The organism is Nocardia transvalensis NBRC 15921 (assembly GCF_000308875.1).
Taxonomy (GTDB): domain Bacteria; phylum Actinomycetota; class Actinomycetes; order Mycobacteriales; family Mycobacteriaceae; genus Nocardia; species Nocardia transvalensis.
Genome location: NZ_BAGL01000065.1, coordinates 41,265 through 65,998 on the forward strand (window position 1 = coordinate 41,265; position 24,734 = coordinate 65,998).

Sequence of the window (24,734 nt, forward strand, 5' to 3'; positions counted from 1 at the left end):
GGCCGCGAACGTCGAATCGGTGTGGCGGCCGGAAGGCGAGAAATGCGTGTCCGGCGGGTGACGAGGGGTGCCCGCCGGGCGCGTATTCGATCCGAGACGTGCTGATACCGCCCTCCGGACACACCGGAAGGAGGGCTAATATGCGCAGTACACCGTGGGTGAGCGCGCACATCTCAGCCGCGGGCCGAACCGCTCGCTCGGGGGCGGCACGGATCGAAGGTAAGAGGGGTTTCGAGTGGACAGGCCGGCATGGGCGCCCGAGGGCGTGGACATGACGCGGGCGAGCCCGGCGCGAATGTACGACGCTCTGCTGGGCGGATCGCACAATTTCGAGATCGATCGGTTCGCCGCGGAGGCGGGGAAGAAACTCGTCCCCGACCTGCCCCGGCTGGCACTGAGCAACCGCGCGTTCCTGCGGCGGGCGGTGCGCTTCATGGCCGACCAGGGCATCCGGCAGTTCCTCGATGTCGGCTCGGGCATCCCGACCGCGGGCAATGTGCACGAGGTGGCGCAGGCGATCGATCCGGACATCCGGGTCCTGTACGTCGACATCGATCCGGTCGCGGTCACCCACGCCCGCACCATCCTGATGGACAACGAGCGGGCCGGCGCGATCCAGGCGGATCTGCGCAAACCGGACGAGCTGCTGGCCGCGGCCGGCGCGACCGGACTGATCGACTTCACCGCGCCGGTGGGTCTGCTGCTGGTGGCGGTGCTGCATCTGCTGCAGGACACGGAGAATCCGGCGGGGATGGTCGCGGCCCTGCGCGATGCGGTCGTGCCGGGCAGCTATGTGGCGGTCTCCCATCTGACCTCGGCGCAGCGCCCCGAGGACGCGGCCCGGCTCGGTGACCATTCCGCCAACGAGAGCCACGTCGGCATCCGCTTCCGCGATCGCGCCGCCATCACGGCCATGTTCGACGGCTGGGAGCTGATCGAGCCCGGCGTGGTCGAACTACCGCAGTGGCGGCCGGAGTCCGAGCGCGATCTGCACGAGGCGCCCGGCCGCTCGCTCGGCCTGGCGGGCGTGGGGGCCAGACGCTGAGCAGGGCATCCGAGTAGGCAGGGGCAGCAGGTGGGTTCGCACGAGGTGGCGCCGCGGTGGGCCGACGCGCTCGACGGCGTGGTCGCGCCGGCCCTGACGCGGACCCAGATCGAGGAACTGCTCACGGGCCTGTGCGACCAACTGCTGGCGGTACTCGAGGGGAAGGCCGATCTCGAGGTCGCCCGTTCGGCCGCGGCGGCGCTGGTCGCGGTGAACTACCGGGACGAGTCGGCGGTGAGCAGGACGGTGCCGATCATCTGCCGCGACATGGTGACGGCGCTGTGCCCGGACCGGGCGGATCCCGGCTTCGAGGACCTGCGCGACCGCGCGATCACCGTCGCCGCCGAATTCGCGGCGGGGTTCACCGCCGCGCTGCGCGTCACCGCACTGGCCGAGCAGGAGTCCACCCTGACCGCGGCGCTGGACGCCGTGGAGCGGGCGCGGGCGCAGCGGCAGCTGTCCGAGGCCCGGTTCGGTGCCATCTTCGCCGGGGCCTCGGTCGGGATCGGCACCATCGACGTCAGCACCGGCACGGTACTGGACGTGAATGCCGCGATGGCCGAGATGCTCGGCGTCCCAGCGGAACTCATTCCCGGGCGTTCGGTCGCCGACGTGCTGGGCAGCGAGAATATCGGCCCGGCGTACGCCCAGTTCGAACAGCTGCTGGCCGGCAATATCGACCGGTTCCGGATCGAGACCAACACCACCCGGCCGGACGGCAGCACGACCGTGATCGACCTGTCGATGTCGGCCGTGCGGGACACGGAGGGGCGGGCCCGGTTCCTGATCGGCGTCTCGGTCGATATCACCGAGCGCAAGGCGCTGGCCGATCAGCTGTGGCACGACGCCCACCACGACCACCTCACCGGCCTGGCCAACCGGGTCCTGTTCTTCGACCGGCTCGCGCGCACCACCCCGCCGATCGGCCTGTGCTACCTGGACCTCGACGGGTTCAAGGAGGTCAACGACGAGTTCGGGCACACCGTCGGCGACCGGGTGCTGAGAGCCGTGGCCGATCGGCTGCGCGCCGTCGTCTCACCACCCGCGGGTATGGCCGCGCGCCTCGGCGGCGACGAGTTCATCGTGATGCTGGAGCAATGCACCGACGCGGACCGCCTGGTCGCGCTGTCCGGACAACTGCTGGCCGCCCTCGCCGAGCCGATAGCCGTTGCGGGGCAATCGATCTCGATCGGGGCATCGATCGGCACGGCCCTGGTGACCCAGCATCCCGAGGCCATCGACGACCTGATGCATACCGTGGATACCGCCATGTATCGCAACAAGGCGGCGCGGCATCGGCCGGGTTCCCGTCAACCTCACTAGGTTTCCGGCCAAGAGCGTGCCGGAAACAAGAGCACGGTGGTGGCGGAAACAACGGCACGGTGACGCGTCGCAACAACGCGAGGTGATGCGTGGTCCTCGTCAGGTGGCCGCGGGGGCCGTGTTTGCCGTGGTGATGTAGGTGATGGCCTGGTAGAGGTCGGGGTAGACGCGGTGGGCCAGGGTGCGGGTTTCGGGGGTGGGGGATACCAGGTCGGGGATCAGGAGGCAGCGGAGGCCGGCGGCGTGGGCGGCGCGCAGGCCGTTGGGCGAATCCTCCAGGGCGAGTGTGTGTTCCGGGTCGGCGCCGAGGGCCGCGGTGGCGGTGAGGTACGGCTCGGGGTGGGGTTTGCCGCGGGCGACGTCCTGGCGGGTGACGATCGCGTCGAACCGGCCGTGGATACCGGCGACCCGCAGGTGGTGATCGGTGCGCTCGCGGCCCGAGGAGGTGGCGATGGCGCGCGGGATCGCCTGGGCGTCGAGCGCGTCCAGCAGCTCGGTGACGCCCGGTTTGACCGTCAGCCGACCGGCGTCGACGAAGCGGGCGAGCGTGGCCTCGTGCCGGGTGAAGAACTCCGCCACGGGAAATCCGTCGCCGTACGCCGCCGCGGCGAGTTCGCGGCAGCGGTCGGCGGGCTGGCCGATCATGCCGCGGCAGAACTCCAGCGGCAGGTCGTACCCGAGTTCCGCGCCGGAGCTGATCAGCGACTCGATCGCCAGCCGCTCCGAATCCAGCAGCAGGCCGTCCATATCGAAAACCACCGCGCGCACGGGCCTTTCGCCACCGATCCGCATCGTGTTCACACCGTCGCCGCTCATCCGGCACTCCCTTCGAATTCCGGCAGCAGTCGCCGCCGCACCACATCCGTCACACTGTCGCGGGACAGCTCCGTCACCGCGTCGCCCACCGCGCGGGCGACCCGGTCGCGATCGGGGATCGCGCCGAAGATGTCCGCGCGCCGCAGGAACAGCTCCGCCCGCCGGTGCGGGTCGGCCTCGGCGGCCAGTCCGGCCAGCTCCTCGGCCCGCGGATCGTCCGGCCGCATAACCGCGCCGTCGGCGCACGGCGCCTCGAACCAGCGTATCCATGCCGCGATCGTCAAGATCGCCGCCGGGGTGGGCCGCCGCACCGCGATATTGTCGCTCATCGCCGCGACCACGCGGGGCCGCAGCTTGTCCGAGCCGTTGCGCCCGACCCTGGTCATATCGTGGCGGATCGCCGGATTGCGGAACCGCCGCAGCAGATCGTCGACCGTCCGGTGCAGTTCGGCGCCCGAGAGGGCCAGGGTCGGCGCTTGTTCGCACAGCATGAACTGCCGTGCCAGCGCCGCCAGCGCCGGATCCGCGGCCGCCTGCGCGATCGTCGCGTGCCCGGCCGACGCGCCGAGGTAGGCCAGCAGCAAGTGGGTTCCGTTGAGCAGGCGCAGTTTCGCCTTCTCGTGGTCGGTGACGTCGCCGACGAACCGCGCGCCCGCCGCCTCCCAGCGGGGACGTTCGCCGTCGAAGTCCTCGATGGTCCAGGTGAGGAACGATTCCGCCGAGACCGGCGCGCGATCGTCGATGCCGCCCAGCCAGTTTCGCGCGACCGCGGCATCGGTCGCCGAGCCGGGCTGCACGATGCGATCGACCACGCTGCACGGGAAGCGCACGTTACGGCCGATCCACGCGGCCAGCCGATCATCGTGCAGCGCGGCGAAATCCATGACGGCACTGCGTAATTGGCGTCCGTTGGCGGTCATGTTGTCACAACTGATCACCGCGGGCGGTATGCCGCCGCGGCGGCGCACCTCGGCGAGCCCCGCGACCAGCATGCCGATCGCCGTGCCGGGCCGGGCGCGGCGGCGCAGATCCGCGACCACCCGATCGCACCCGGCGTCCAAGCGGCCGGTGACCGGGGAGACGCAGTAGCCGTCGGTGGTCACGGTCAGGGTCACCACCCGCACCCGCGGATCCGCGATGCGGCGGGCCACGCCGACCGGGTCGGTGGGCGCGTGCACGGCCTCGGTGATCGTGCCGACCACCTCGGCGCGGGTGCGGCCGCCGTCGTGCAGCAGCGTCGTGTACAGGTTGTCCTGCGCCCGCAGCGCGGTGACGACATCCGGGCTCGACATCGCGATTGCGGCTATCCCCCAGCGTCGGTCGCCGTCGGCCCCGATCGCGTGCTGGGTCGCCAGCGCCTGATGGGCGCGGTGAAATGCGCCGCAGCCCAGATGAACTATGCCGGTGGACAGCGCGGACGGGGCGAATTGCGGGCGGGCGACGCCCGGGGGCAGCCGGGAAAGATTTCTCGCGGACAGGCGGGGAACAATAGCCGGTTCGGCGAGCGCGGTATTCAGTGACACACGCATACGCGGGCCTCCAAGTACTGGTCCGGGATCGAGTGAAGCGTCGAATCGTCGCTGAATCAGGCGCGTTTCGGACGCTAGACGCAACTCCCCGGGATTTCGACCGCGCGGCGAACCACAACCGTGTTCTTAACATTTCGTACACATGTGCCGCGGCCCGCAAATACTCCGTAAATTCGCATTTCAGTGTGCGTTCCGGAAGGCCGGAAATTCCGGCGATACCGACACCGGAGAAAAAGTCGTGACCTTGCGCACACCGGCACGCCCGCGCACTTCCGGCGACCGCCGGACGACCCGCACCGTCCGGAGAACCGATCCGCGACACCCGACACCCGATTGCTCATAAATAACTGGCATATCCGATGAAATGGCTATCCTGAATCCGTGAGCCCAGCAGCGATCCCCTCGCGCAAGCGGACAATCGGGCTGATCTGGACGCAGACCCGCGATCATGTCATCGGGGCGAACGGCACCGTGCCGTGGCACGTCCCGGAGGATCTGAAGCACTTCCAGGACATCATCACCGGGCACACGATCGTCATGGGACGCAAGACGTGGGACGCGCTGCCCGAGGAGGCCCACACAGAACCGAGCCGCCGCACGATCGTCGTCACCCGCGATCCGGACTGGTTCGCCGAGGGCGCGGAGTGCGCCGGATCCGTCGAGGAAGCCCTGGCACTCACCGATCCGGAAGAGGTGTGGGTGATCGGCGGCGGCGACGTCCTCCGCGCGGCGATGCCGTTCGCGAGCGTGATCTCGGTGACCGAGGTGTCCACCGACGTCGAGGGCGATGTGTACGCCCCGGAGATCTCCCGCGATTTCATCATGGCCTTCACCACCGGGGCCGAGAGGTCCACGAACGGTAAGGACTGGTACATCTTCCGCAGCTACGCCCGCCAGTAGCGGCCTCAGGCCGCCCGGTCCGGCCACGGGAATCCCGGGGCCGCCTCGGCCAGGGTGAGCGCACCGGTGGCGACGGCGGTCGCGGTGGGCAGATCGAGCCGGAGTTCGGCGTCCGCACCGGGCGCGGGACCGTCGTGGTGTGTGATTCCGTCGTCGCCGATCACGACGTGAAAGACCGTCTCGCCGACGTGCACGGTGACGGCGCCGCTCCCCCTCTCGCGCGCGAGCGCGCGGCCCAGCGGCAGGGCGAACCAGTGGGCGCGGACGGCATCGGTGGTCCGGCGCTCCCCGAGCAGCGGCGTGCCCCATTCCGAGAGGGCGTCGAGCACCGGCCGCAACGCCGCGCCGGCGGGCGTGAGTTCGTAGCGCACGGTCGTCGCGCGCGGCCCGGTCCGATGCCGGGCGAGGACGCCGTCGCGTTCGAGATCCTTGAGCCGGGCGGCGAGCACATCGGTGCTGATACCGGGCAGATCCGCGAACAGATCGCTGTAACGGCGTGGGCCCGAACACAATTCGCGCACCACCAGCAGGCTCCACCGATCGCCGACGACGTCGAGAGCCCGGCTGGCGGCGCAGTAGTGGTCGTAACTTCGGCGTGGCACGCACCCACTGTATCCGACACTTGGAAATTCCAAGCAAGAACTTGGAACTACCAAGTAGAGTGTGCGGAAACGCAGCGGAGAAGGGATGTCCATGCAGGTCAAGCAGTCGAGCAAGCTGTCCGGAGTGTCGTACGAGATTCGCGGACCGGTGGCCGAGCACGCGGCACGACTGGAGGCCGAGGGTCATCACGTGGTGAAGCTGAACACCGGCAACCCGCTGCTGTTCGGGTTCGAGGCGCCGCCGGAGATCCTGCAGGACATCGTGCGCACGCTCCCGGCGTCCAGCGGTTACTGCACGTCCAAGGGGCTGCTGCCGGCCCGGCGCGCGGTGGTGCAGTACTACCAGACCCTGGGGGTGAACGATGTCGACGTCGAGGAGGTCTTCCTCGGCAACGGCGTCTCCGAGCTGATCATGATGGCGATGACGGCGCTGCTGGAGAACGGCGACGAGGTGCTCGTCCCGGCGCCGGACTTCCCGCTGTGGACCGCGGCCACCACGCTCAACGGCGGCCGGCCGGTGCACTACGTCTGCGACGAGGCGGCCGGGTGGTATCCGGATATGGCGGATATCGAGGCCAAGATCACCGACCGCACCCGGGGCCTGGTGATCATCAACCCGAACAACCCCACCGGCGCGGTCTATCCGCCCGAGGTGCTGCGGCAGCTGCTCGACATCGCGCGCCGGCACAACCTGGTGGTGTTCTCGGACGAGATCTACGACAAGATCGTCTACGACGACGCGGCGCACACCGCCGTCGCCTCGCTGGCTCCCGATCTGCTGTGCCTCACCTTCTCCGGCCTGTCGAAGTCCTACCGATGTGCGGGATTCCGGTCCGGCTGGCTGGTGGTCTCGGGGCCGACGCAGCAGGCCGGGAACTATCTGGAGGGGCTCACGATGCTCGCCGGCTTGCGCCTGTGCGCGAATGTCACAGCGCAGCAAGCGATTCAGGCCGCGCTCGGCGGGCATCAGAGCATCTACGACCTGACCCTGCCGGGCGGGCGGCTGCGCGAGCAGCGCGACCGGGCCTGGGAGGCGCTCAACACGATTCCCGGCATCTCGTGCGTCAAGCCGCAGGGCGCGCTGTACGCCTTCCCCCGCATCGACCTGTCGATGTACCCGATCCACGACGACGAGCAGTTCGTCCTGGACCTGCTGCTCCAGGAGAAGCTGCACATCGTGCAGGGCACCGGATTCAACTGGGCGCGACCCGACCACTTCCGCATCGTCACCCTCCCCCACGCCGACGAGCTGGAGGCGATCATCGAACGCATCGGGCGTTTTCTGGCTACTTATCGCCAGTAGGGATCCCGGCCAAAAGCATGCCGGGACACGTGAGCGAGAGCGCGAGAACGCCGGAAACGAGGTGCCCTATGTTTCCGGCGCGCTTTTGGCCGGAATCACCTTCCGCCAGAAGGAATGTGATGCTCCTCGATCGCAGTGCTCAGATCCGCCCCGTTGATATCGAGGTACAGCTGGCGTTCGACCACGGACAGCGCGAGGGTGGTGCGGCGTTCGAGGGCGGCGGCGGCCGCGTCGACGAAGGCGCGGTCGAAGGCGTAGACGGGGATCTCCCCGGCCCGGTGAATCTTCTTGCCCGCCAGCGGCGCAAGGACTTTCGCAGGGTCGCGGTGGGTGTAGACGGCGATGCGGTCGGCGAGTTTGCTGCCGCGGTGCACGCGCTCGGCATCGGGCGCGCCGACCTCGATCCAGGCGGTGAGACGTCCGGTGAGATCGCGGACCAGGACGGCGGGCTCGTCGGTGGACGAGACGCCGCCGTCGCTGAACGCGATGCCCTCCTCGTATTCGAGGCAGTAGGCCAGCAGGCGCGTCAGCATGAATTCGGCTGTCTCCGACGGGTGCCGCGCCACCCGCAGCTCCAGCTCCCGATGGACGTCGCGGTCGGTATCGGCCAGCTGGACGGTGACGGTGTACAGAGTCGCGTTGAGGGCCACGGGAACGGGAGCCTAGTCGCGCCCCTCAGAACCAGGTTCCGCTGTACGGCGGTTCGGTGGTCGCGAAGAGCCGATCGGCGGCGGCGAGGGCCTCGGGCCGGTGTGCCGCGACCCGCCCGGCCAGACCGAGCTGCCGCCAGGTCGCGCCGCCGAGGTACACCGCCGCGAGGGCGGCGACGTCGGCGGTCAGGTCGGCGGGTTCCGTCACGCGCCGGACGCCGTCCCCCGAGATGCGGTAGGTCCCGGTGTTGGCGGGGAGGACGGGATCCGTGATCGCGACGAGGACGGGTTCGCCGTCGCGGTAGGTGCGCCGATCCAGGGCCGCCGGCACGTCGACCAGCCGCAGCCACGTCTCGTCGCGCACGCCCGAGACGGTCACCGCGCGCTCGTCGGTCAGCAGATGCCGCAGCGGATCGTCCGGCGCCGACGACGGGAAGGTGATCCGGTCGACGATATCGGTGGCCAGCAGGTGCCGGATCAGGCCCCGATAGGCGTCCGGCGTGGTGGCCACCAGATCGTCCACCACGACGACGCGTTCGGCGCTGCCCCGGGCCCATCCCGCGGCGGGGACCGCGTGGTAGCGCGCGAAACCGTCCTCGCTGCCCGGATGTCCGTGTACGACCGCGTACCCGTCCCGGCCGTAGAACAGTTCCTGCAACCGCCACCAGTACGACGGCCGGTCGATCGCGCCGACCCACGAAACATTCGCCGTCGCATAGATTTTCGCCAGCGTCTCCCACGACTGCGCCGGATCGAGGAATCGCACCGGGCCGGAAGCGGCCACGGTGTCACGCAGCCGGGCACGACTCCGATCGACCTCGCGCTGCGCCGCGGACGTCGCCACGGCGTAGCCGAACCGTTCGTAGATGCCGCCCTGTGACGCCCGCAGCGAGGCGACGATCTCACCCCGGGCCGCGAAATCGGCCAGCTGCCGGTGCAGCAGCGCCTTCACGATCCCCCGCCGGGTGTGGCTCGGCAGGACACCGACATGGGTGACCGCGGCGTGCGGAACCCTGGCACCACCGGGCACGACGAGCCAGCTGGTGAAGGAGTTCGCGGTACCGACCAGCTCGCCGTCCACCCGCGCGCCGAGCGTACGGCCCGGTTCGTTCAACCCGGTGGTACCGGACACCGGCGGCAAGCCCACCATCGCGGTACGGAATATCCGTTGCGCGGCAAGGATATCCGCCTCTGCCGACAGCACGTCGAGAGCGATCGTCACGGCACCTCCCGGTAGTCACGGCGCGCGCCGCGCCGAACGGCGATGCTACGTGCCACGGTAACGAACCGAAACGATTCGGATCACAGTGAGTCGGCGGGTGCCGTGCATCCCGTCAGAGCAGGGTCGGCGCCGATGAGGGCTGGTCGTCGAACGCGCCCCGGTAGGCGCTGCCCGGGTGGTCGGCGGGCAGGCGGGGGTCCGGGGTGTCGAACAGGCGTTGGCGCAGGGTCTGGCCCGGTACCGCCTCGCGGACCAGGCCGCGGGAGCGCAGTTCCGGGATCACGTGGTCGGCGAGGTCGCGGTAGCTCTGGTGCGGGTTGGCGCCGTTGAGGTTGAAGCCGTCGAGGTCGGCCGCCTCGGCGAAGGACGCCAGCTGGTCGGCGACGGACTTGCCGCCGCCGACGATCGAATCTCCGTAGGAGACACCGTTTTCCGGGGCGAGAAACTTGCGGAGCGTCCACTTCGCCTCCGGCGGAGCGTCCTTGGTGATGGCGGCCAGGAAGGAGCGGTTGCTCTCGGTCTCGATGTACTCGAGCGGCGCGTCGAGATCGAACTCCGACCAGTCGATGCCGGTCACCGCCGAGAAATGCGTCAGCGCGCCCTCGACGCTGTAATAGCGTTGGTAGTCACGCAGTTTCGCCGCGGCCGCCGCATCGGTGCTGTCGGTGATCACTAGGGTGGAGGCGACGAATTTGATCGCGTCCGGGGAGCGCCCGTACTTCACGGCCAGCGACTTGATGGCGCCGATGTTCTTGCGCAGCACCTCGGGACTGTGGCCGGCGACGAAGACGACCTCGGCGTTGCGAGCGGCGAATTCCCGGCCGCGCGGTGAGGTGCCCGCCTGGTAGATCACCGGTGTGCGCTGCACCGACGGTTCCGACAGGGCAGCGCTGGGCACGGAGTAGTACCGGCCGTGGTGGCCGATGGCGTGGACCTTGCGGGGGTCGGCGTAGATGCCGCGCTCGCGGTCGGCCACGACGGCGCCGTCCTCCCAGGAGCCTTCCCACAGCTTGTAGGTGACGTCCACGAATTCCTGTGCGCGCTCGTAGCGTTCGTCGTGCGGGATCTGCCGGTCGTAGCCGAGATTGCGGGCGGCGCTGTCCAGCTGCGAGGTGACGATGTTCCAGCCGATGCGGCCGCCGGTGAGGTGGTCGAGCGTGGTGAACTTGCGGGCCAGCAGGTACGGCTGTTCGTAGGTGGTCGAGACGGTGACCCCGAATCCGAGGGTCGAGGTGACCGCCGCCATCCCGGAGATCACCAGCAGCGGGTCGTCGAGCGGGGTCTGCGCGGCGGTGGCCAGCGCCGGATCGGCGCTCTTGGTGTAGCTGTCGAGCTGGCCGAGGGCGTCGGCGATGAACAGCGCGTCGAACCCGCCGTCCTCCAGCAGGGTCGCCAGTTCGGTCCAGTAGGACAGCTGGGTGTAGCGCACGCTGTCGGCGTCGGGCAGCCGCCACAGTCCCCACGCGATGTGGCCTGCGGTGTGCATTTCGGTCGCGTTGAGTACGAGTTTCCGGGGTGCCATCTAGCGCGCCTCCTCGAGCGGGCGGGTCGGTTGCAGGACCGCGTCGACCAGGCGTCGCGTCACCGGATGCCGTTCCGGAGAACGGAATTCGGCGGCCGGGAAGTCGTCGACGACGCGTCCGGCGTCGAGGACGACGATCCGGTCGGCGAAGGCCTCGACGATCGCCAGGTTGTGCGCGATCAGCAGGAATGTCAGGTCGAAACGCCGTTTCAGGTCGGCGAGCAGGTCGAGGATGCGCGCCTGGGTGGTGACGTCGAGCGCGGAGGTCGGCTCGTCGAGCACGAGCAGCCGCGGCCGCACCGCGAGCGCGCGGGCGATGCCGACCCGCTGCCGCTGTCCTCCGGACAGCTCGTGCGGAAAGCGTTCCAGGACAGCCGGTTCGAGGCCGACCGCGGTGATCAGCTCGTCGGCGCGTTCTGTGGCCTCCGCACCGGCGGCGACGCCGAGCCGCAGCATGGGCCGGACGAGTTGCTCACCGATCCGCACCCGTGGATTGAGCGCGCTGCCGTGGTCCTGGAATATCAATTGCAGGCCGCGACGGAATTCCTTGCCGGACAGCGATTGTCCGTCGAAGTGCACCGAACCCTGCGACGGTGTCAGCAATCCGGCCGCCAGGCGCGCGACGGTGGACTTCCCGGAACCGGATTCACCGATCAAGCCGACGCTCTCGCCGCGGCGCACGGCCAGGTCGACAGCCGTGAGTGCCGCGAAGTCCGGCGGTCGCCGCCAACCGCTGCGGCGGATCTGGAATCGCCTTGTCACGCTGCGGAGTTCGAGCAGCGGGACGTCCTGCGCTTCTCCGTCCGCGCTCTCGGGCAAGATATCCGTGCTCGGCCCGGAGCCGTTGTGCGTCCGCCCGGCGCCGCCGATATCCCGGCCGAACACCGGTACCGACTCGATCAGCAGCCGGGTGTACGGGTGCTCCGGGGCACTCAGCACGGTCGTCACGTCACCGGATTCGACCAGTTCACCGTGTCGGAGCACCGCCACCCGGTCCGCGATATGGGACACCACGCCGAAGTCGTGCGTCACGATCAGCACCGCCAGGCCCAGCTCGCGCTGCAACCCGGCCAGCAGGTCCAGGACCTGTTTGGCGACGGTCGGGTCCAGGGCGGTGGTGGGTTCGTCGGCGATCAGCAGATCCGGTTCGGGCAGGCACGCGACCGCGAGCATCACGCGCTGGCGCATACCGCCACTCAGTTCGTGCGGATAGGAGCCGAGGACACGGCCGGTATCGGGGATGCCGACCCGCCGCAACCAGTCGCCCGCCAGTTCGGTGGCGTCCGCCGCGGCCAGGCCGCGATGGTGGCGGATCAGTTCCCGCAGTTGCGAACCGATGGTGAACGACGGGTCCAGCGCGTTCGCCGGATCTTGGAATACGGACCCGATCTTCTTGCCGCGCACCGCGTTCAGTTCCCGGTCACGCAGGCCCAGCAGTTGCCGCCCTTCGAAGGTGACGCTCCCGCCGACTTGCGCTGTGGGAGGCAGCAATCCGACCACCGCAGCGGCCGACACACTCTTACCCGAACCGGATTCGCCTACCAGCGCCAAGATCTCACCGCGGCGCACGCTCAGGCTCACCCCGCGCACGGCCCGCACCGAGCCGAAGCCGACGGTGAGATCGTCGACGCGTAACAGGTCCGTACTCATCGCCGCACCCGCCGCGGGTCGAGCAGGTCGCGCAGTCCGTCGCCGAACCAGCTGAACGCGACACCGACCACCAGGATGGCCAATCCGGGCGCGATCGCCACGTACGCGCTGCCGGACAGCAGCACCTTGGCGCCCTCGGCGACCATGCGTCCCCAGTCCGGGGTGGGCGGCTGCACGCCGACGCCGAGCGAGCCGAGGCTGGCCGCGAACACCGTCATCATCCCGATCAGCGTGGACCAGTAGACCAGCACGGTCGGGCCGATATTGGGCAGCACCTCGCGCAACAGCACGGTCGCGCGCCCGGCGCCGAGCACGGTCGCGGCGTCCACGTACTCCTTGCCGCGCTCGCGTCTCGCCTCGCCGTACACGATGCGGGTTACGTACGGCACGGTCGCGAACACCACGGACAGGGCGACGACCGCGGGGCCGGTGCCGATGATCTCGGCCAGCGACACCGCCACGATCACCACGGGAAACGCGAACAGCAGATCGACCACCCGCATCAGCAGCGCGGCCCCCGCGCCCCGCCCGAAGGCGGCCGCCAGGCCCAGCGCGGTACCGATCACCACGGCGGCGGTGACGGCGGCGAACGTCCACAGCAGGGTCGTCCGGCCGCCCCACAGCAGCCGGCTGAAGACGTCGCGGCCCTGCTCGTCGGTGCCCAGCAGGTGCCCCTCGGACAGCGGCGCGAGGTAGCGGTGCGCGGCGTCGGGCCGCACCGGATCGTGCGGTGCGAGCCACGGCGCCAGTACCGACACCACGACCACGAGGGTCAGAACGACGCACGATACCCAGAATTGCCCGTGCCGCAGGGCGATTCGCCTGCGGTGGCGGCGATCCCGGGGGGCTTCTCCGGCCGTTTCCGGCGGGGATTCGGTGAGTGTTGTCGTCACTGCGCCCTCCGCAGTCTGGGATCGAGCAGATCCCTGCCGATATCGGTGGCCAGATTCACCACCACGAACGTCACGGTCACCAGCAGGACGCCGGCTTGGATCACCGGATAGTCGTGCCCGGAGATGGCGGCGACCAGCTGGACGCCGAGACCCGGCCAGTTGTAGACACTTTCGACGAAGACGACGCCCGACAGCAACGCCCCGATCTCCAGCCCGGTGGCGTTCAGCAGCGTCGGCGCGACATTACGGCCGATGTGCCGCAGCACGATTCGATGCCGCGGCAAGCCCTGTGACCGCAGCGTGCGCACGTAGTCCGAGGCCAGCGCGTCGATGACCGCCACCCGGGCGAAGCGGGCCAGCACCAGCATCGAGATGAGCCCCGCCGAGACCGCCGGGAGCACAAGGTGGTTCAGCAGATCGCCGAGACCCGGGTCCTCGACGCGGTAGTTCCGCTTGCCACTCGCCGGAAGTGTGTGCAGCCGAATCGCGAACAGCCAGATCAGGATCAGGCCGAACCAGTACACCGACAGATTGCTGCCGATCTGGACCAGCCCCATGACCAGCCGGTCGACGAGCCGATTGTGGTTGAGCGCGGCCACGGCCCCGATGATCGCGCCGAATCCCACCGATACGACGATCGCCGCGGCGGCGAGGACGATGGTATTGGCGAACGCGGGGCCCAGCATCGACAGCACGCCGGTGTGCTGCACCAGCGATTGCCCGCCGCCGTCGGTGAACAGCCCGGTCAGCCAGTCCCAATACCGTTGCGGCAGCGGGTCGTCCAGGCCGTAGGCGGCGCGCAGCGCGGCGATCGACTCGGGCGAGAGCTGCTGGCCCAGCCCGCTGCGGACCGGGTCGCCGGGACTGAGCACGCCGATGGTGAACGTCGCCACCGAGATGACGAACAGGATCGGCACGAGGGCGGCCACCCGCCAGGCGATACGCGCGGTCATGCCGGCTCCAGGGAGACCGTGGTCAGGTCGTACCAGTTGGTGCGCGGCCACACGAAGCCGCGCACCCGCGGGCTCAGCGCGTAGTAGCGGGTGAAGTTCACTGTGGGAATCAGCGCCGCGCCGGACAGCAGCGCACGGTCGGCGTCCTGCCACAGCCCCGACCGCGCGGCCGGATCCGCGGTATATCGAGCGCGGTCGATCGCGCCGCTGATCCCCTGGTAGTCGACGAAGTCCTTGCCGCCCTTGGCGATCACGCCGGAGTTGAAGACCTCCGCGATCCATTCCGGATAGGTGCCGCCGTACTCGTCCAGGCTCAATCCGTCGCCGGGCTCCGGATTCTCGGTGCGGGTGCTGTAGGTGGCGCGATCGACCGCCACCACGGTCGCCGTGATGCCGACCGCGGCGAGGTTGGTGGCGATGTACTCGGCCTCGGGTTGTCCGGCGAGATCGGCGACGATATTGAAGCGCAACGAGTTCCGGTATCCGGCCGCCGCCAGATCGGCCCGCGCGCCCTCCGGATCGTAGGCGTGGTCGCGCAGGGCCGGGTCGTACGCCTCGTTGCCGGGGTTGAGCATCGAGGTCACCGGTTGCGCGTAGCCGTCGTAGATGTCGCGGGCGATCCCCGCCCGATCGACGGCCTTCGCGACCGCCCGCCGCACCCGGGGATCCTGCAGTGCCGGCGCCGTCTTGTAGCGGACGCTGAGATAGTCGAGCTGGGCGCTGCTGCCCTGCGGCACCGGGTAGCCACCGGCCTCCAGCACCGGCACGTCGGTGGGCTGAACGCGCGAGATCAGGTCCACGTCACCGCTTTCCAGCGCCGCCAGGCGGGTCTGGTTGTTCGGGATGATCCGGAACACCAGACGGTTCGTCTTCGGCGCCGGACCCCAGTAGCTCGGATTGCGCTTCAGGGTGATGTGGTCGCCGCGCTTCCGTTCGACGAAGGTGTACGGACCGGTGCCGACGGGATGGTCGGCCAGGCCGTCGTTGCCGTAGGCGCGGATGGCGGCCGGGCTGGCGACGAGCGTCGACCGGATGGACTGGGCGAGCAGACGCGGGAAACCGAGGTTCGGGCGGTGGAATTCGAAGGCGAAGGTGTGGTCGTCGACGACCGTGGTCTGCTTCAGGTCGGCGTACCAGTCCTTCATCATCCCGGCGCTGACCTTGTCGTAGAACTCGAACGACGGATCGGTGAAGCGTCGAATGTCGAAATCCAGTGCGTGCGCGTCGAAGTCGGTGCCGTCGTGGAATTTCACGCCCTGCCGGAGGTCGAAGGTCCAGATCCGGCCGTCCGGCGAGGACCGCCAGCTCGTGGCCAGCGCGGGAACCGGTTTCGGGACGCCCTGATCGGTGGACAGATCCTCCTTGACCAGCGGCTCGTAGATATTGCTGGAGACCCGGTAGGTCTCCCAGTAGTACTCCCGATTCGGGTCGATCGCGCTGGGCTCGGTGTAGAGCCCGACGACCAGGGTGTCACCGGCCGACGCGTCCGCGCCGCAGCCGGTCAGGACCAGCGTCAGCGCGACTCCGGCGGCCGCGACGACCCGTGCCACACCGGATCTCATGAGCCGTTCCCCTGCGACCTCGCCGCCGCGCGCGCCAGTTCACGAAGCCGGCCGGGGTGCGGGAGACGCCCGTTGAGCAGGTAGTCGCCGATCTCGCGCTGCCGGTAGGCGACCGGATCGTGCGTGGTGTGCGTGCGCGCGTTGCGCCAATAGATGTCCAGCCCCACGGAATTGGCGGTCGATCGCGCGCCGGTGGCCTGGTAGATCGTGCTGGTGACGTCCAGGACCGCTTCGGTGGACACCGATTTCAGCTGATCCAGCCGGATCGCGAGCGCGCCCCACCGCTCCCGGGTCAGCCCGGTCCCGGCCGCGAGCGCGGTCTCGTACTCCCCCGCCACCGCGTCCGCGAGCGCGACACCGGCGGCGACATCGGCCGACAGCCGCCCGAACAGTTGCAGGTGGTAGGGGTCCTCGGTGGCCTCGCGGGTCGGGGCTTCCGGCCAGGGGCGTCCCCGGTCGCGCACATACTCCGCCGCGGCGTCGAGCGCGCCCTCGGCGATGCCGAGATACAAGGTGGCGAAGATGAGCTGGCTGAACAGACCCCGCAGACCGTCACGCAGTGCGGGATCGCCTCCGGCGGTGGCGAATTCGTCCAGCCCGGTCAGTATCTCCTCCGGTTCGACGGCGACGTCGTCGAAGGTCACACTGCCGCTGGCGGTCAGCCGCTGGCCCAGGTTGTCCCAGTCGTCGCCGAAGCTCAGGCCGGGGCGGTCCGGCGGAATGTGCACGTACACCGGGCGATCGCCGTCGAACAGGCAGACCGTGATGTAGTCGGCGACCGCGACGCCGGTAGCGAAGGTACGGGTTCCGTTGATACGCAGGCCCTTCGCCGCGCGCGTGACCTGCACGTTCGGGTCGCGCGGATTGCTGACGCTGCCCTGGAACCAGCCCTTCTCCCCCACCCCGCGCGCCACATGTTCCCACTGGGCCCGCGAGGCGAGCAGATAGGTCCACACACCGTTCGAATAGTGATAGGTGAGGAGCTGCCCGATCGAGCCGTCGGCGGCGGAGACGATGCGGCCCAGCCGCAGCGCCTGGGTCAGGCCGCCACCGGCGCCGCCGAACTCGCGCGGCGTGGCGAAACCGAGTAATCCGTTGCGGCGCAACAGTTCCAGCTCCGCGAGCGGGTTCCGGTTGGCGCGGTCCCGCTCCAGTGCCGTCTCGGCGAGTTCGGCGGCCACCTGTCGCGCGATCCCCTCCCACCGTGCGAATTCCTCGGCGTCGGTCCCGCCGTAGGGAACCACCGATCCGGCATTCGTCATGGGTCTCCTTCGGCTCACGACGCGCGGCTCGGATTCGGCACGCCGCGCGGTGACGTCAGCCAGTCAACCGTACGGTTTTGGGTGCCAACAGAATTGCGATCACTCGGAACACAACACCGGGGGTTAAGCGGGGTCGTTGCGGCGGAAGGTGAGGGCTACGGCGAAGGTGAGAGCGGCGATGACCACCGCTCCGGTGAAGGCGGCGGTGATGCCGTGGACCAGGACCTCGTGGGGTGTGCCCGAGGCGGCGCGGGAGGCGGTGCCGAAGATCGTCACCAGGATGGCCAGGCCCAGGGTGCCGCCGGTCTGCTGGACGGTTTGCAGCGCGCCCCCGGCCGCGCCGGCCTCGTTCGGCGGGATATTCGACATGATGATCACGTTCAGGGGCGAGAACGCCAGGCCGATGCCACAGCCCATGAGGATCATCGCCGCCAGCAACAGCGGGAAATACGCGCTGTCCGTGGACAATCGGGTCAGCAGCAGCAAGCCCGCGGCCATCAGGACCGTACCGGTCACGGTCACCGGCTTCGGGCCGAACCGGGGCAGCAGGCGGGGAATCAGCCGGATCATGGTGAACATCAGCGCCGCGGTCGGCAGGAAGGCGAAACCCGTTGCCAGCGCGCTCATTCCACGCACCTCCTGCAAATACTGGGTGAGGAAGAAGAACATCGACATGCCCGCCATCGGGCCGAGGAACATATTGACGTAGGCGGCGGCGCGATTGCGGTCGGCGAACAGGTGCAGCGGCAGCAGCGGCTGCGCCGCGCGCAGTTCGACGGCGACGAAGGCCACGAGCAGCACGGCGCCCGCCGCCAGCGAGACGCCCGTGGCGGGCGCGCCCCAGCCGTGCGCGGCGGCATTGATGAAGCCGTAGACCAGCGCCGCGACACCGCCGGTGGCGGTCACCGCGCCCGGCAGATCCAGGCGCGCGGGCTGCCGCACCGATTGCGGGAGGTAGCGCAGCGCCAGCGCGACCACGGCCACCCCGAACGGCACGTTGATGAACAGCACGGATCGCCAGCCCAGCCACTCGGTGAGCAGCCCGCCGAGCATCAGCCCGATCGCGAATCCGGCACTGGACATGCCCGAGAACAGCGCCAGCACCCGCATCCGGGCCTTGGGTTCGCTGAAGGTCGTGGTCAGCAGCGCCAGCGTGCTGGGCCCGGCCATCGCGCCGCCGATCCCCTGCACGACCCGCGCGGCCAGCAGCCAGCCCGCCGTTGGCGCCAGGCCCCCGACCAGCGAAGCGAGGGTGAACAGGGCGGCGCCGGCGACGAACAGCCGCCGGCGTCCGAACAGGTCGCCGGCCCGGCCACCGAGCAGCAGCAGGCCACCGAAGACCAGCGTGTACGCATTCATCACCCAGGACAGTCCGGTGGCGCTGAAATGCAGGTCGGTCCGGATGCGCGGCAGCGCCACATTCATCACGGTGACATCGAGAATGATCATCAATTGGCAGGTCAGCAGGGTCATCAGCACGACACCGCGGCGCAGCGGCGGGGTATCGGTGCGGACGGCGGCCGACGAGAGGGTGGAGGTGGTCAAGGGGGCTCCATCGAAAGCGAAATCAAGCGGAGACAGTCTCCGTTTCTGATGGAGTTAGCATATGGAGAACATCTCCACTTACGCAAGACTAAGCGGAGAGTTCATCCGTTTTCAATGGAGGAACCGTGGACGCACCGCCGACAACGACGCCGACGGGACGGCCGATGCGCGCCGACGCACGCCGCAACTACGAGCGCATCATCGAATGCGCCCGCGCGGCCTTCGCCGAGCACGGCCCCGAGGCCCCGCTGGACGACATCGCCCGCCGCGCCGGAGTCGGCCCCGGCACGCTCTACCGGCACTTTCCCCAGCGCGACGCGCTCATCGAGGCCGTCTACCGGTCCAGTATCGAGACGCTGTCGGCCCGCGCCCACGAACTCGCGGAGACGCGGCCGCCGGCGGAGGCGCTCGAGCAGTGGTTCCGCGCGCAGGTCGACTTCGTCATGGACAAGCGCAGCCTCGCGGCCACACTCAAGGCCGCGATCGACCGCAGCTCCGAGACGTTCACCCTGTGCTCGAGCCTGATCGTCGACGCGGCGACCACCGTCCTGCGACCGGCGCAGGAGGCGGGCCTGGTCCGCGACGACATCCAGCCCCGCGACCTGCTGCGCCTGGGCCACGGCATCGGCGCCGCCTGCGAGACCGCGCCGGATGCCGCCGATCGCCTGATCGCGGTGACGCTCGCCGGGCTTTACACGCAGCCGTAACGCTCCGCACCCTCTTTCGTGGCACTATCTAGATTGCTGATCATTAACCCGCAATCCATCGAGTGGTACGCACAGGATGGTGGCCATGGAGTCGATCGACCAGCAGCGCCCCGGCGCGGCCGAACTCTGGGGTAAGTTCCGCGCCGTCGGCGGCGTGCGGCATCTCGTGGACGGCGCCGCTCCGGCCGTCGGTTTCCTCGTCGGATACGCGACCGTCAACGCCAAGGCGGGGGTCCTGATCGCGCTGCTGACGCCGGCCTGGTTCGTCTTCTGGGCGGTACACCTCGTGATCATGGTGCCGCTGTACGTCGCGAACGAGGTGGTGCTGCTCGGCTCGGTCGCGCTCGTCCTCGGTAAACCGGCTCTGGTGGTCATGATCGGGGTCACCTGGTTGTGGGTGCGGCGATCGCTGCGAGCCGCATGATGGCTTCCGTGGACGACGACGAAGATCCCGGAATCGACTACCGCTTCACCCTGGCCAACGAGCGCACCTTCCTGGCGTGGATCCGGACCGCGCTGGGCCTGCTCGCCGGCGGCGTCGCGGTGCACACCCTCGTACAGCCCTTCCACCACGCCGGGCTGCGGCGGGCGCTGGCATTGAGCTGCATCGTGCTGGCGGTGACGGTGTCCATCGGCGCGTACACGCACTGGCGCGACGTGCAGCGGCGGATGGAACGCGGTGCGCCGCTGGCGAATTCGGTCATGGTGCCGCTGCTGGCCGCGGGCATCGCGGCGGTGTCGATACTGGCCGCGGTGGCGGTGTTGTACCGATGACCGCGCCGACGCTCGCCGCCGAGCGCACCGCCCTCGCCTGGCGGCGGACCGCGGTCGCGGCGATGGCCACCGCGGCGCTGTTCATCCACGAGGCCATCGGGAGCGGCTGGCGCGAGACGGCGGCGGCGCCCGTGGCCGCGGCACTGGTGCTCATGGCCGTCACCGTGATGAGCTATGTGCGCAATCGTTCTCTGCAGCAAGGCCATTGGGGACACGGCAGCCAGGTGATCGCGGTGACCGCGGTGGCGATCATCGGCGTCGCGCTGGCCGCGGTCGCCATCGGAGCCACCGATCCCCTGTTCTGACACGTGATCTCACAGTCCGGCTGCTCAGGAGGCAGATGTGGATACCGCAACAGATCCGACCGGCGCCATCGCCGATCAGCAACAGCAGCTGGCGGATGAGCTGCCCTTCGCCGACACCGCCGACCAGGAGGACGCCGATCGCGGCTTCGTCGCCGCCCTCGAACCCGGGACCGTGACCGATGCCAACGGAAATATCGTGTGGGACAACGACTCCTACGGCTTCCTGCGCGGTACCTGCCCGGCTTCGGTGAATCCGAGCCTGTGGCGGCAGTCGGGGCTCAACATCCGCCAGGGGCTGTACGAGGTGACCGACGGCATCTATCAGATCCGCGGCCTGGATCTGTCGAATATGACGCTGGTGGAGGGGAATTCCGGCGTGATCGTGATCGATCCGCTGATCTCCGCGGAGACCGCGGCCGCCGGGCTCGCGCTGTACCGTGTGCATCGCGGCGACCGGCCGGTGACCGGGCTGATCTACACCCATTCGCACGTCGACCATTTCGGCGGGGCGCTGGGCGTCACCACCGTCGAGGACGTCGAGGCGGGCCGATGCCCGGTGCTCGCACCGGCCGGATTCCTCGAGCACGCCGTCGCCGAGAACGTCTACGCCGGAACGGCGATGGCCCGCCGCGCGGCCTACATGTACGGCGCGGCGCTGCCCCGCGGGCCGAAGGGGCAGGTCGGGGCGGGCCTGGGGCAGACCACCTCGACCGGCACCGTCACGCTGATCGCCCCGACGCACGACATCACCCGCACCGGCCAGACCGAGACCGTCGACGGGGTCCGCATCGACTTCCAGATCACCCCGGGCACCGAGGCCCCGGCGGAGATGAACTTCTACTTCCCCGGCCGCCGCGCCCTGTGCATGGCCGAGAACGCCACGCACACCCTGCACAACCTGCTGACCCTGCGCGGCGCGCTGGTGCGCGATCCGCACGTGTGGTCGCAGTACCTGACCGAGGCGATCACCCTGTTCGCCCGCGACGCCGACGTGGTGTTCGCCTCCCATCACTGGCCCACCTGGGGCACCGAGCGCGGCGTGGAATACCTTGCCCTGCAACGGGATCTGTACGCATACCTGCACGACCAGACGCTGCGCCGCCTCAATCAGGGCTATGTGGGCGCGGAGATCGCCGAGACCATCGAGCTGCCGCCCGCCCTCGAGGCCGCGTGGCACACCCGCGGGTACTACGGCTCGGTCAGCCACAATGTGAAGGCCGTCTACCAGCGCTATATGGGCTGGTTCGACGGCAATCCGGCACACCTGTGGGAGCATCCGCCGGTCGAATCCGCCACGCGGCACGTGGAATTCATGGGCGGCGCCGAGGAGGTGCTGCGCAAGGCCCGGGTGGCCTACGACGACAGCGACTACCGGTGGGTGGCGCAGGTGGTGAACTACGTCCTGTTCGCCGATCCGTCCAACGAGGCGGCAAAGAAGTTGCAAGCAGGCACCTTCGAGCAGCTCGGCTACGGCGCCGAGAACGCGACCTGGCGCAATTTCTATCTCATGGGCGCCTACGAGCTGCGCCACGGCAGCGTCGGCACCCCGACCAAGGCGAGTTCACCGACCATGCTCGCCGCCCTCACCGTCGAGCAGGTCTTCGACGCCCTCTCGCTGCGACTGGACGGCCCCAAGGCGTGGCACGAGAAGGCCGTCAGCGACTGGGTACTGACCGACGAGAAGCGCACCCGCCGGCTGGAACTGCGCAACGGCGTGCTGGTGCACTACGACCGCCGCGACGGCGACCGGCTGCCACCCGCCGACGTCACCTTCACCCTCACCCGCGCCACCCTCATCGGCGTCCTGCTGGCGGGGCAGGATCTCCAGGCCGCACTGAGCTCCGGAGCGATCGCCATCGACGGTGACGCCCAGAGCTTCGTGCGCCTGGTGTCGCTGTTCGACCAGCCCGACCCGGACTTCGCGATCGTCACTCCCTGACAGCTGCCACACCACAACCGAATCCGTCGGCGTGCCCGGCATGCCCCGCACCCAGGAGGAACCATGATCGTGCTGTCCCGCAGCGCTCTTCCCTGCCTGCTCGTGCTCGCCGCCGGATGCCTGTGCGGGTCCGGAGCCGCCGGGGCCGCGCCCGGCCTCCGGCTCGCCGACGCGGGCGACCTGGTCGTCAACGGGGCGTTCCAGGACGGCCCGAGCGGCTGGGATCAGCATCTCTACAACGCGACGATCGGTGGTTCCGGCGCCGGCGTGCACGACAGCGGGTACGTGGGCCAGGACGTGCCGGTGACCAAGGGCCTCACCTACACGTTCTCCGCCCGGGCCGGCGCGGCCGATCAAGGGGCGGTGCTGGTGCTGGCCCTCGATTCGCGCTCGGGCGTCGGCTATGTCAACCGCACGGTCACCTCGACCGCGCCGGAGACGGTGACGCAGACCTTCACCGCCGCCGGCGACACGGTCTACATCGCCTGCCAGGCGACCGGCGCCACGGGCGGCTGGTGCACCGACTTCAGTGTGGTCGCTGCGCCCGCCGCCGCAGGCTCGTGCACCGGCTCCGCGACCAGTGGGTCGGGCTGCACCCTGTCCGCCGCCACGGGTTCCGCACAGCGCACCCGCGCGGACGGGTAGCGCTCGCGGATCGACGCCGCTCGTGCCCAGCCTCCCGCGCGCCGCCGTGCGGATACCGGCGGCCCCTGGGTGAGGTCAGAGGCCGTGCGGGGTGCGGTCGGCGCCGTGCCGGGTGACGAACCGGGCGCAGTCCGGGCATTCGGCGATGATCGGGTGACTGCAGGTGAGGACGTGGGCGAGGAAGCGGTCGGTGTCGCGCAGCAGCGCGATCTGGTCGCGGATCTCGCCGCGTTTGGCGTCGATCAGGGCGATCCGCTCGCCGTGGCCGCCCGCCGCCATCCCGCGGATCTGCCCCAGCGACAGCCCGGTGCGCTGCAGCGTCCGGATCAGCCGGGCCCGGTCCAGGGTCTGCTCGTCGTAGGTGCGGTGGCCCGACGGGCTGCGCGGCGGCGCGAGCAGGCCCACCGACTCCCAGTGGCGCAGGACGTGCGCGGCGATGCCCGTCGAGGCCGCCGCATCGCCGATCTTCAGACCGTCCCGGATAGTCACACATTTCCCCTTTACTTCACGTCGACATGAAGTTTTACGGTGACTCCGATGGTAGCGGCGGCTGGGCCGCCGGGAGATCCTGGAACGGAGTGAGGGCGAATGTCGGATCCGGCACGGACGCCGAGCGTGCTCGAATGCTGCTCGGCGGCAACGGGTTTCGTGTACGGAATGGTGCGGCCGCGGCGGCGGGACGAACGGCTGCTGCGCTCGATCGAGGATGCCGGCCTGCCGGAGCCGCGGGGCACGGTCACGGTGACCGCGCTGCCGCAGGCGCCGCGTCCGGTGCCGACCGAGGCGGTCGCGGAGGGCGTCTTCACGCCGCGCCGGATCACGAACTCGCTCACGTCGTTCGTGATCGAGCATCCGGAGGCGACATTCCTGGTCGACCCGAGCGTCTGTATCGACGCCGAGCACCGCGCGATCGCGCAACTCCCCGCGGTGCTGCGGGTCGCCGTGCGCCCGCCCGGCGACGTCGTCGCCACCGTCGACGCGCTGCGCGCCGAACCGCGGCTGCCGCGTCCGGATTTCGCGCTGCCCACGCACGCCCACTGGGATCACGTATGCGGCCTGCTGGACCTGCCCGGCCTGCCCGTGCATCTGCACCGGCCCGAATACCGGTGGGTGTCCTCGGGGCCGGTGGCGCCGGTCGGCGGCGTGCGGGATTCGCTGCGCGACCGTCCGATCGTGGAGTACGAGCTGGACGGGCCGCCGGTGCTCACCTTCACCCGCAGCCGCGATCTCTTCGGTGACGGCACCGTGGTTCTCGTCGACCTGGCCGGGCATACGCCGGGCAGCGTCGGGATACTCGCGCACACCCGCAGCGGGTGGATCCTGCTGGCCGGGGATGCCGCCTGGCACCGTCTCCAGATCGATACGATCCGCCAGAAGGCCAGCTACCCAGGTAATTTCGCCGACGCCGATCGCGACGAGACGTTCCGCACCCTCCACCGCCTGCACCTGGCCCGCCACCGGGTGACCATCGTCCCGACCCACGATCACGACGCGGCGCAGGCATTGCGTGATCACTCGAATCCGCAGCCGGGATCGTCGGCGGCCCCGGACAGCGGGCTGCCCGCGGGGAGGACGTAGCGCACGGCG

24 protein-coding genes are annotated in these 24,734 nt (G+C 69.7%); 11 read left to right on the forward strand and 13 right to left on the reverse strand.

What is annotated here, in order from left to right:
- The first annotated feature begins 235 nt into the window (after positions 1 to 235).
- Entirely contained in the window at positions 236 to 1,045 is an 810-nt protein-coding gene (locus ON41_RS24055) for an SAM-dependent methyltransferase (RefSeq protein ID WP_040750016.1), read from the forward strand.
- 30 nt (positions 1,046 to 1,075) lie between these two features.
- Positions 1,076 to 2,368: a sensor domain-containing diguanylate cyclase gene (locus ON41_RS24060; RefSeq protein ID WP_040750017.1), complete on the forward strand. Its 1,293-nt coding sequence runs from the start codon at positions 1,076 to 1,078 to the stop codon at positions 2,366 to 2,368.
- A 99-nt stretch (positions 2,369 to 2,467) separates the two neighbouring features.
- Here ON41_RS24060 and ON41_RS24065 read toward each other — a convergent pair whose 3' ends face one another.
- Both ON41_RS24065 and ON41_RS24070 read right to left on the reverse strand, forming a co-directional pair.
- Positions 2,468 to 3,184, reverse strand: a complete 717-nt coding sequence (locus ON41_RS24065; protein ID WP_246460865.1) for an HAD family hydrolase — start codon at positions 3,182 to 3,184, stop codon at positions 2,468 to 2,470.
- Positions 3,181 to 4,713, reverse strand: coding sequence for a mannitol dehydrogenase family protein (locus ON41_RS24070; RefSeq protein WP_051162336.1), 1,533 nt, complete (start codon positions 4,711 to 4,713; stop codon positions 3,181 to 3,183). Before ON41_RS24070 ends, ON41_RS24065 begins: the two co-directional genes overlap by 4 nt.
- A 381-nt stretch (positions 4,714 to 5,094) precedes the next feature.
- On the opposite strand from ON41_RS24070, the gene ON41_RS24075 reads away from it, so the two are divergent.
- Positions 5,095 to 5,613: a dihydrofolate reductase gene (locus ON41_RS24075; RefSeq protein WP_246829597.1), complete on the forward strand. Its 519-nt coding sequence runs from the start codon at positions 5,095 to 5,097 to the stop codon at positions 5,611 to 5,613.
- A 5-nt stretch (positions 5,614 to 5,618) separates the two neighbouring features.
- On the opposite strand, the gene ON41_RS24080 is transcribed toward ON41_RS24075, so the two are convergent.
- Complete coding sequence (locus ON41_RS24080) at positions 5,619 to 6,215, reverse strand: winged helix-turn-helix transcriptional regulator (protein ID WP_040750018.1); 597 nt, start codon at positions 6,213 to 6,215, stop codon at positions 5,619 to 5,621.
- Between the two features lie 85 nt (positions 6,216 to 6,300).
- Between ON41_RS24080 and ON41_RS24085 the strand changes: the two genes are divergently transcribed.
- Complete coding sequence (locus ON41_RS24085; RefSeq protein WP_276325754.1) at positions 6,301 to 7,518, forward strand: pyridoxal phosphate-dependent aminotransferase; 1,218 nt, start codon at positions 6,301 to 6,303, stop codon at positions 7,516 to 7,518.
- A 95-nt stretch (positions 7,519 to 7,613) separates the two neighbouring features.
- Here ON41_RS24085 and ON41_RS24090 read toward each other — a convergent pair whose 3' ends face one another.
- The 9 genes from ON41_RS24090 to ON41_RS24130 all read right to left on the reverse strand — a co-directional run bounded on the left by ON41_RS24090 (position 7,614) and on the right by ON41_RS24130 (position 18,777).
- On the reverse strand, positions 7,614 to 8,168 hold the full coding sequence (locus ON41_RS24090) for a YaeQ family protein (protein ID WP_040750019.1): 555 nt from the start codon (positions 8,166 to 8,168) through the stop codon (positions 7,614 to 7,616).
- Between the two features lie 25 nt (positions 8,169 to 8,193).
- Positions 8,194 to 9,318, reverse strand: a complete 1,125-nt coding sequence (locus tag ON41_RS24095) for a GNAT family N-acetyltransferase (protein WP_083905598.1) — start codon at positions 9,316 to 9,318, stop codon at positions 8,194 to 8,196.
- A gap of 184 nt (positions 9,319 to 9,502) precedes the next feature.
- The gene (locus ON41_RS24100; RefSeq protein ID WP_040750021.1) at positions 9,503 to 10,912 is read right to left on the reverse strand and encodes an LLM class flavin-dependent oxidoreductase; all 1,410 of its coding nucleotides are present in this window, start codon (positions 10,910 to 10,912) and stop codon (positions 9,503 to 9,505) included.
- Entirely contained in the window at positions 10,913 to 12,562 is a 1,650-nt protein-coding gene (gene nikE, locus ON41_RS24105) for a nickel ABC transporter ATP-binding protein NikE (RefSeq protein WP_040750022.1), read from the reverse strand.
- Positions 12,559 to 13,455: an ABC transporter permease subunit gene (locus ON41_RS24110; RefSeq protein ID WP_040750023.1), complete on the reverse strand. Its 897-nt coding sequence runs from the start codon at positions 13,453 to 13,455 to the stop codon at positions 12,559 to 12,561. The genes nikE and ON41_RS24110 overlap by 4 nt, the downstream gene beginning before the upstream one ends.
- Complete coding sequence (locus ON41_RS24115; protein WP_040750024.1) at positions 13,452 to 14,408, reverse strand: ABC transporter permease; 957 nt, start codon at positions 14,406 to 14,408, stop codon at positions 13,452 to 13,454. The genes ON41_RS24110 and ON41_RS24115 overlap by 4 nt, the downstream gene beginning before the upstream one ends.
- Entirely contained in the window at positions 14,405 to 15,970 is a 1,566-nt protein-coding gene (locus ON41_RS24120; RefSeq protein WP_040750025.1) for an ABC transporter substrate-binding protein, read from the reverse strand. Before ON41_RS24120 ends, ON41_RS24115 begins: the two co-directional genes overlap by 4 nt.
- Positions 15,967 to 17,232 (reverse strand): acyl-CoA dehydrogenase family protein, encoded by a 1,266-nt coding sequence (locus ON41_RS24125; protein ID WP_040750026.1) that lies wholly within the window; start codon positions 17,230 to 17,232, stop codon positions 15,967 to 15,969. The genes ON41_RS24120 and ON41_RS24125 overlap by 4 nt, the downstream gene beginning before the upstream one ends.
- A gap of 123 nt (positions 17,233 to 17,355) precedes the next feature.
- Positions 17,356 to 18,777: an MFS transporter gene (locus ON41_RS24130; protein WP_051162338.1), complete on the reverse strand. Its 1,422-nt coding sequence runs from the start codon at positions 18,775 to 18,777 to the stop codon at positions 17,356 to 17,358.
- A gap of 125 nt (positions 18,778 to 18,902) precedes the next feature.
- On the opposite strand from ON41_RS24130, the gene ON41_RS24135 reads away from it, so the two are divergent.
- The 6 genes from ON41_RS24135 to ON41_RS24160 all read left to right on the forward strand — a co-directional run bounded on the left by ON41_RS24135 (position 18,903) and on the right by ON41_RS24160 (position 23,147).
- A complete protein-coding gene (locus ON41_RS24135) occupies positions 18,903 to 19,484 on the forward strand; it encodes a TetR/AcrR family transcriptional regulator (protein ID WP_246829599.1) in 582 nt (193 codons plus the stop codon).
- An 85-nt stretch (positions 19,485 to 19,569) separates the two neighbouring features.
- Positions 19,570 to 19,908 carry a DUF3159 domain-containing protein gene (locus tag ON41_RS24140; protein ID WP_157185607.1) on the forward strand — a complete coding sequence of 113 codons (339 nt, stop codon included), beginning with the start codon at positions 19,570 to 19,572 and terminating at the stop codon, positions 19,906 to 19,908.
- On the forward strand, positions 19,908 to 20,258 hold the full coding sequence (locus ON41_RS24145) for a YidH family protein (protein ID WP_040750029.1): 351 nt from the start codon (positions 19,908 to 19,910) through the stop codon (positions 20,256 to 20,258). Before ON41_RS24140 ends, ON41_RS24145 begins: the two co-directional genes overlap by 1 nt.
- Positions 20,255 to 20,563 carry a DUF202 domain-containing protein gene (locus ON41_RS24150; RefSeq protein WP_040750030.1) on the forward strand — a complete coding sequence of 103 codons (309 nt, stop codon included), beginning with the start codon at positions 20,255 to 20,257 and terminating at the stop codon, positions 20,561 to 20,563. The genes ON41_RS24145 and ON41_RS24150 overlap by 4 nt, the downstream gene beginning before the upstream one ends.
- Before the next feature lie 37 nt (positions 20,564 to 20,600).
- Entirely contained in the window at positions 20,601 to 22,502 is a 1,902-nt protein-coding gene (locus tag ON41_RS24155; RefSeq protein WP_083905592.1) for an alkyl/aryl-sulfatase, read from the forward strand.
- 63 nt (positions 22,503 to 22,565) lie between these two features.
- Positions 22,566 to 23,147 carry a carbohydrate binding domain-containing protein gene (locus ON41_RS24160; protein ID WP_040750031.1) on the forward strand — a complete coding sequence of 194 codons (582 nt, stop codon included), beginning with the start codon at positions 22,566 to 22,568 and terminating at the stop codon, positions 23,145 to 23,147.
- Positions 23,148 to 23,222: 75 nt separating this feature from the next.
- Here ON41_RS24160 and ON41_RS24165 read toward each other — a convergent pair whose 3' ends face one another.
- Entirely contained in the window at positions 23,223 to 23,636 is a 414-nt protein-coding gene (locus ON41_RS24165) for a MerR family transcriptional regulator (RefSeq protein ID WP_051162342.1), read from the reverse strand.
- A 99-nt stretch (positions 23,637 to 23,735) separates the two neighbouring features.
- On the opposite strand from ON41_RS24165, the gene ON41_RS24170 reads away from it, so the two are divergent.
- Positions 23,736 to 24,725: an MBL fold metallo-hydrolase gene (locus tag ON41_RS24170; protein ID WP_051162344.1), complete on the forward strand. Its 990-nt coding sequence runs from the start codon at positions 23,736 to 23,738 to the stop codon at positions 24,723 to 24,725.
- Positions 24,726 to 24,734: the final 9 nt, after the last annotated feature.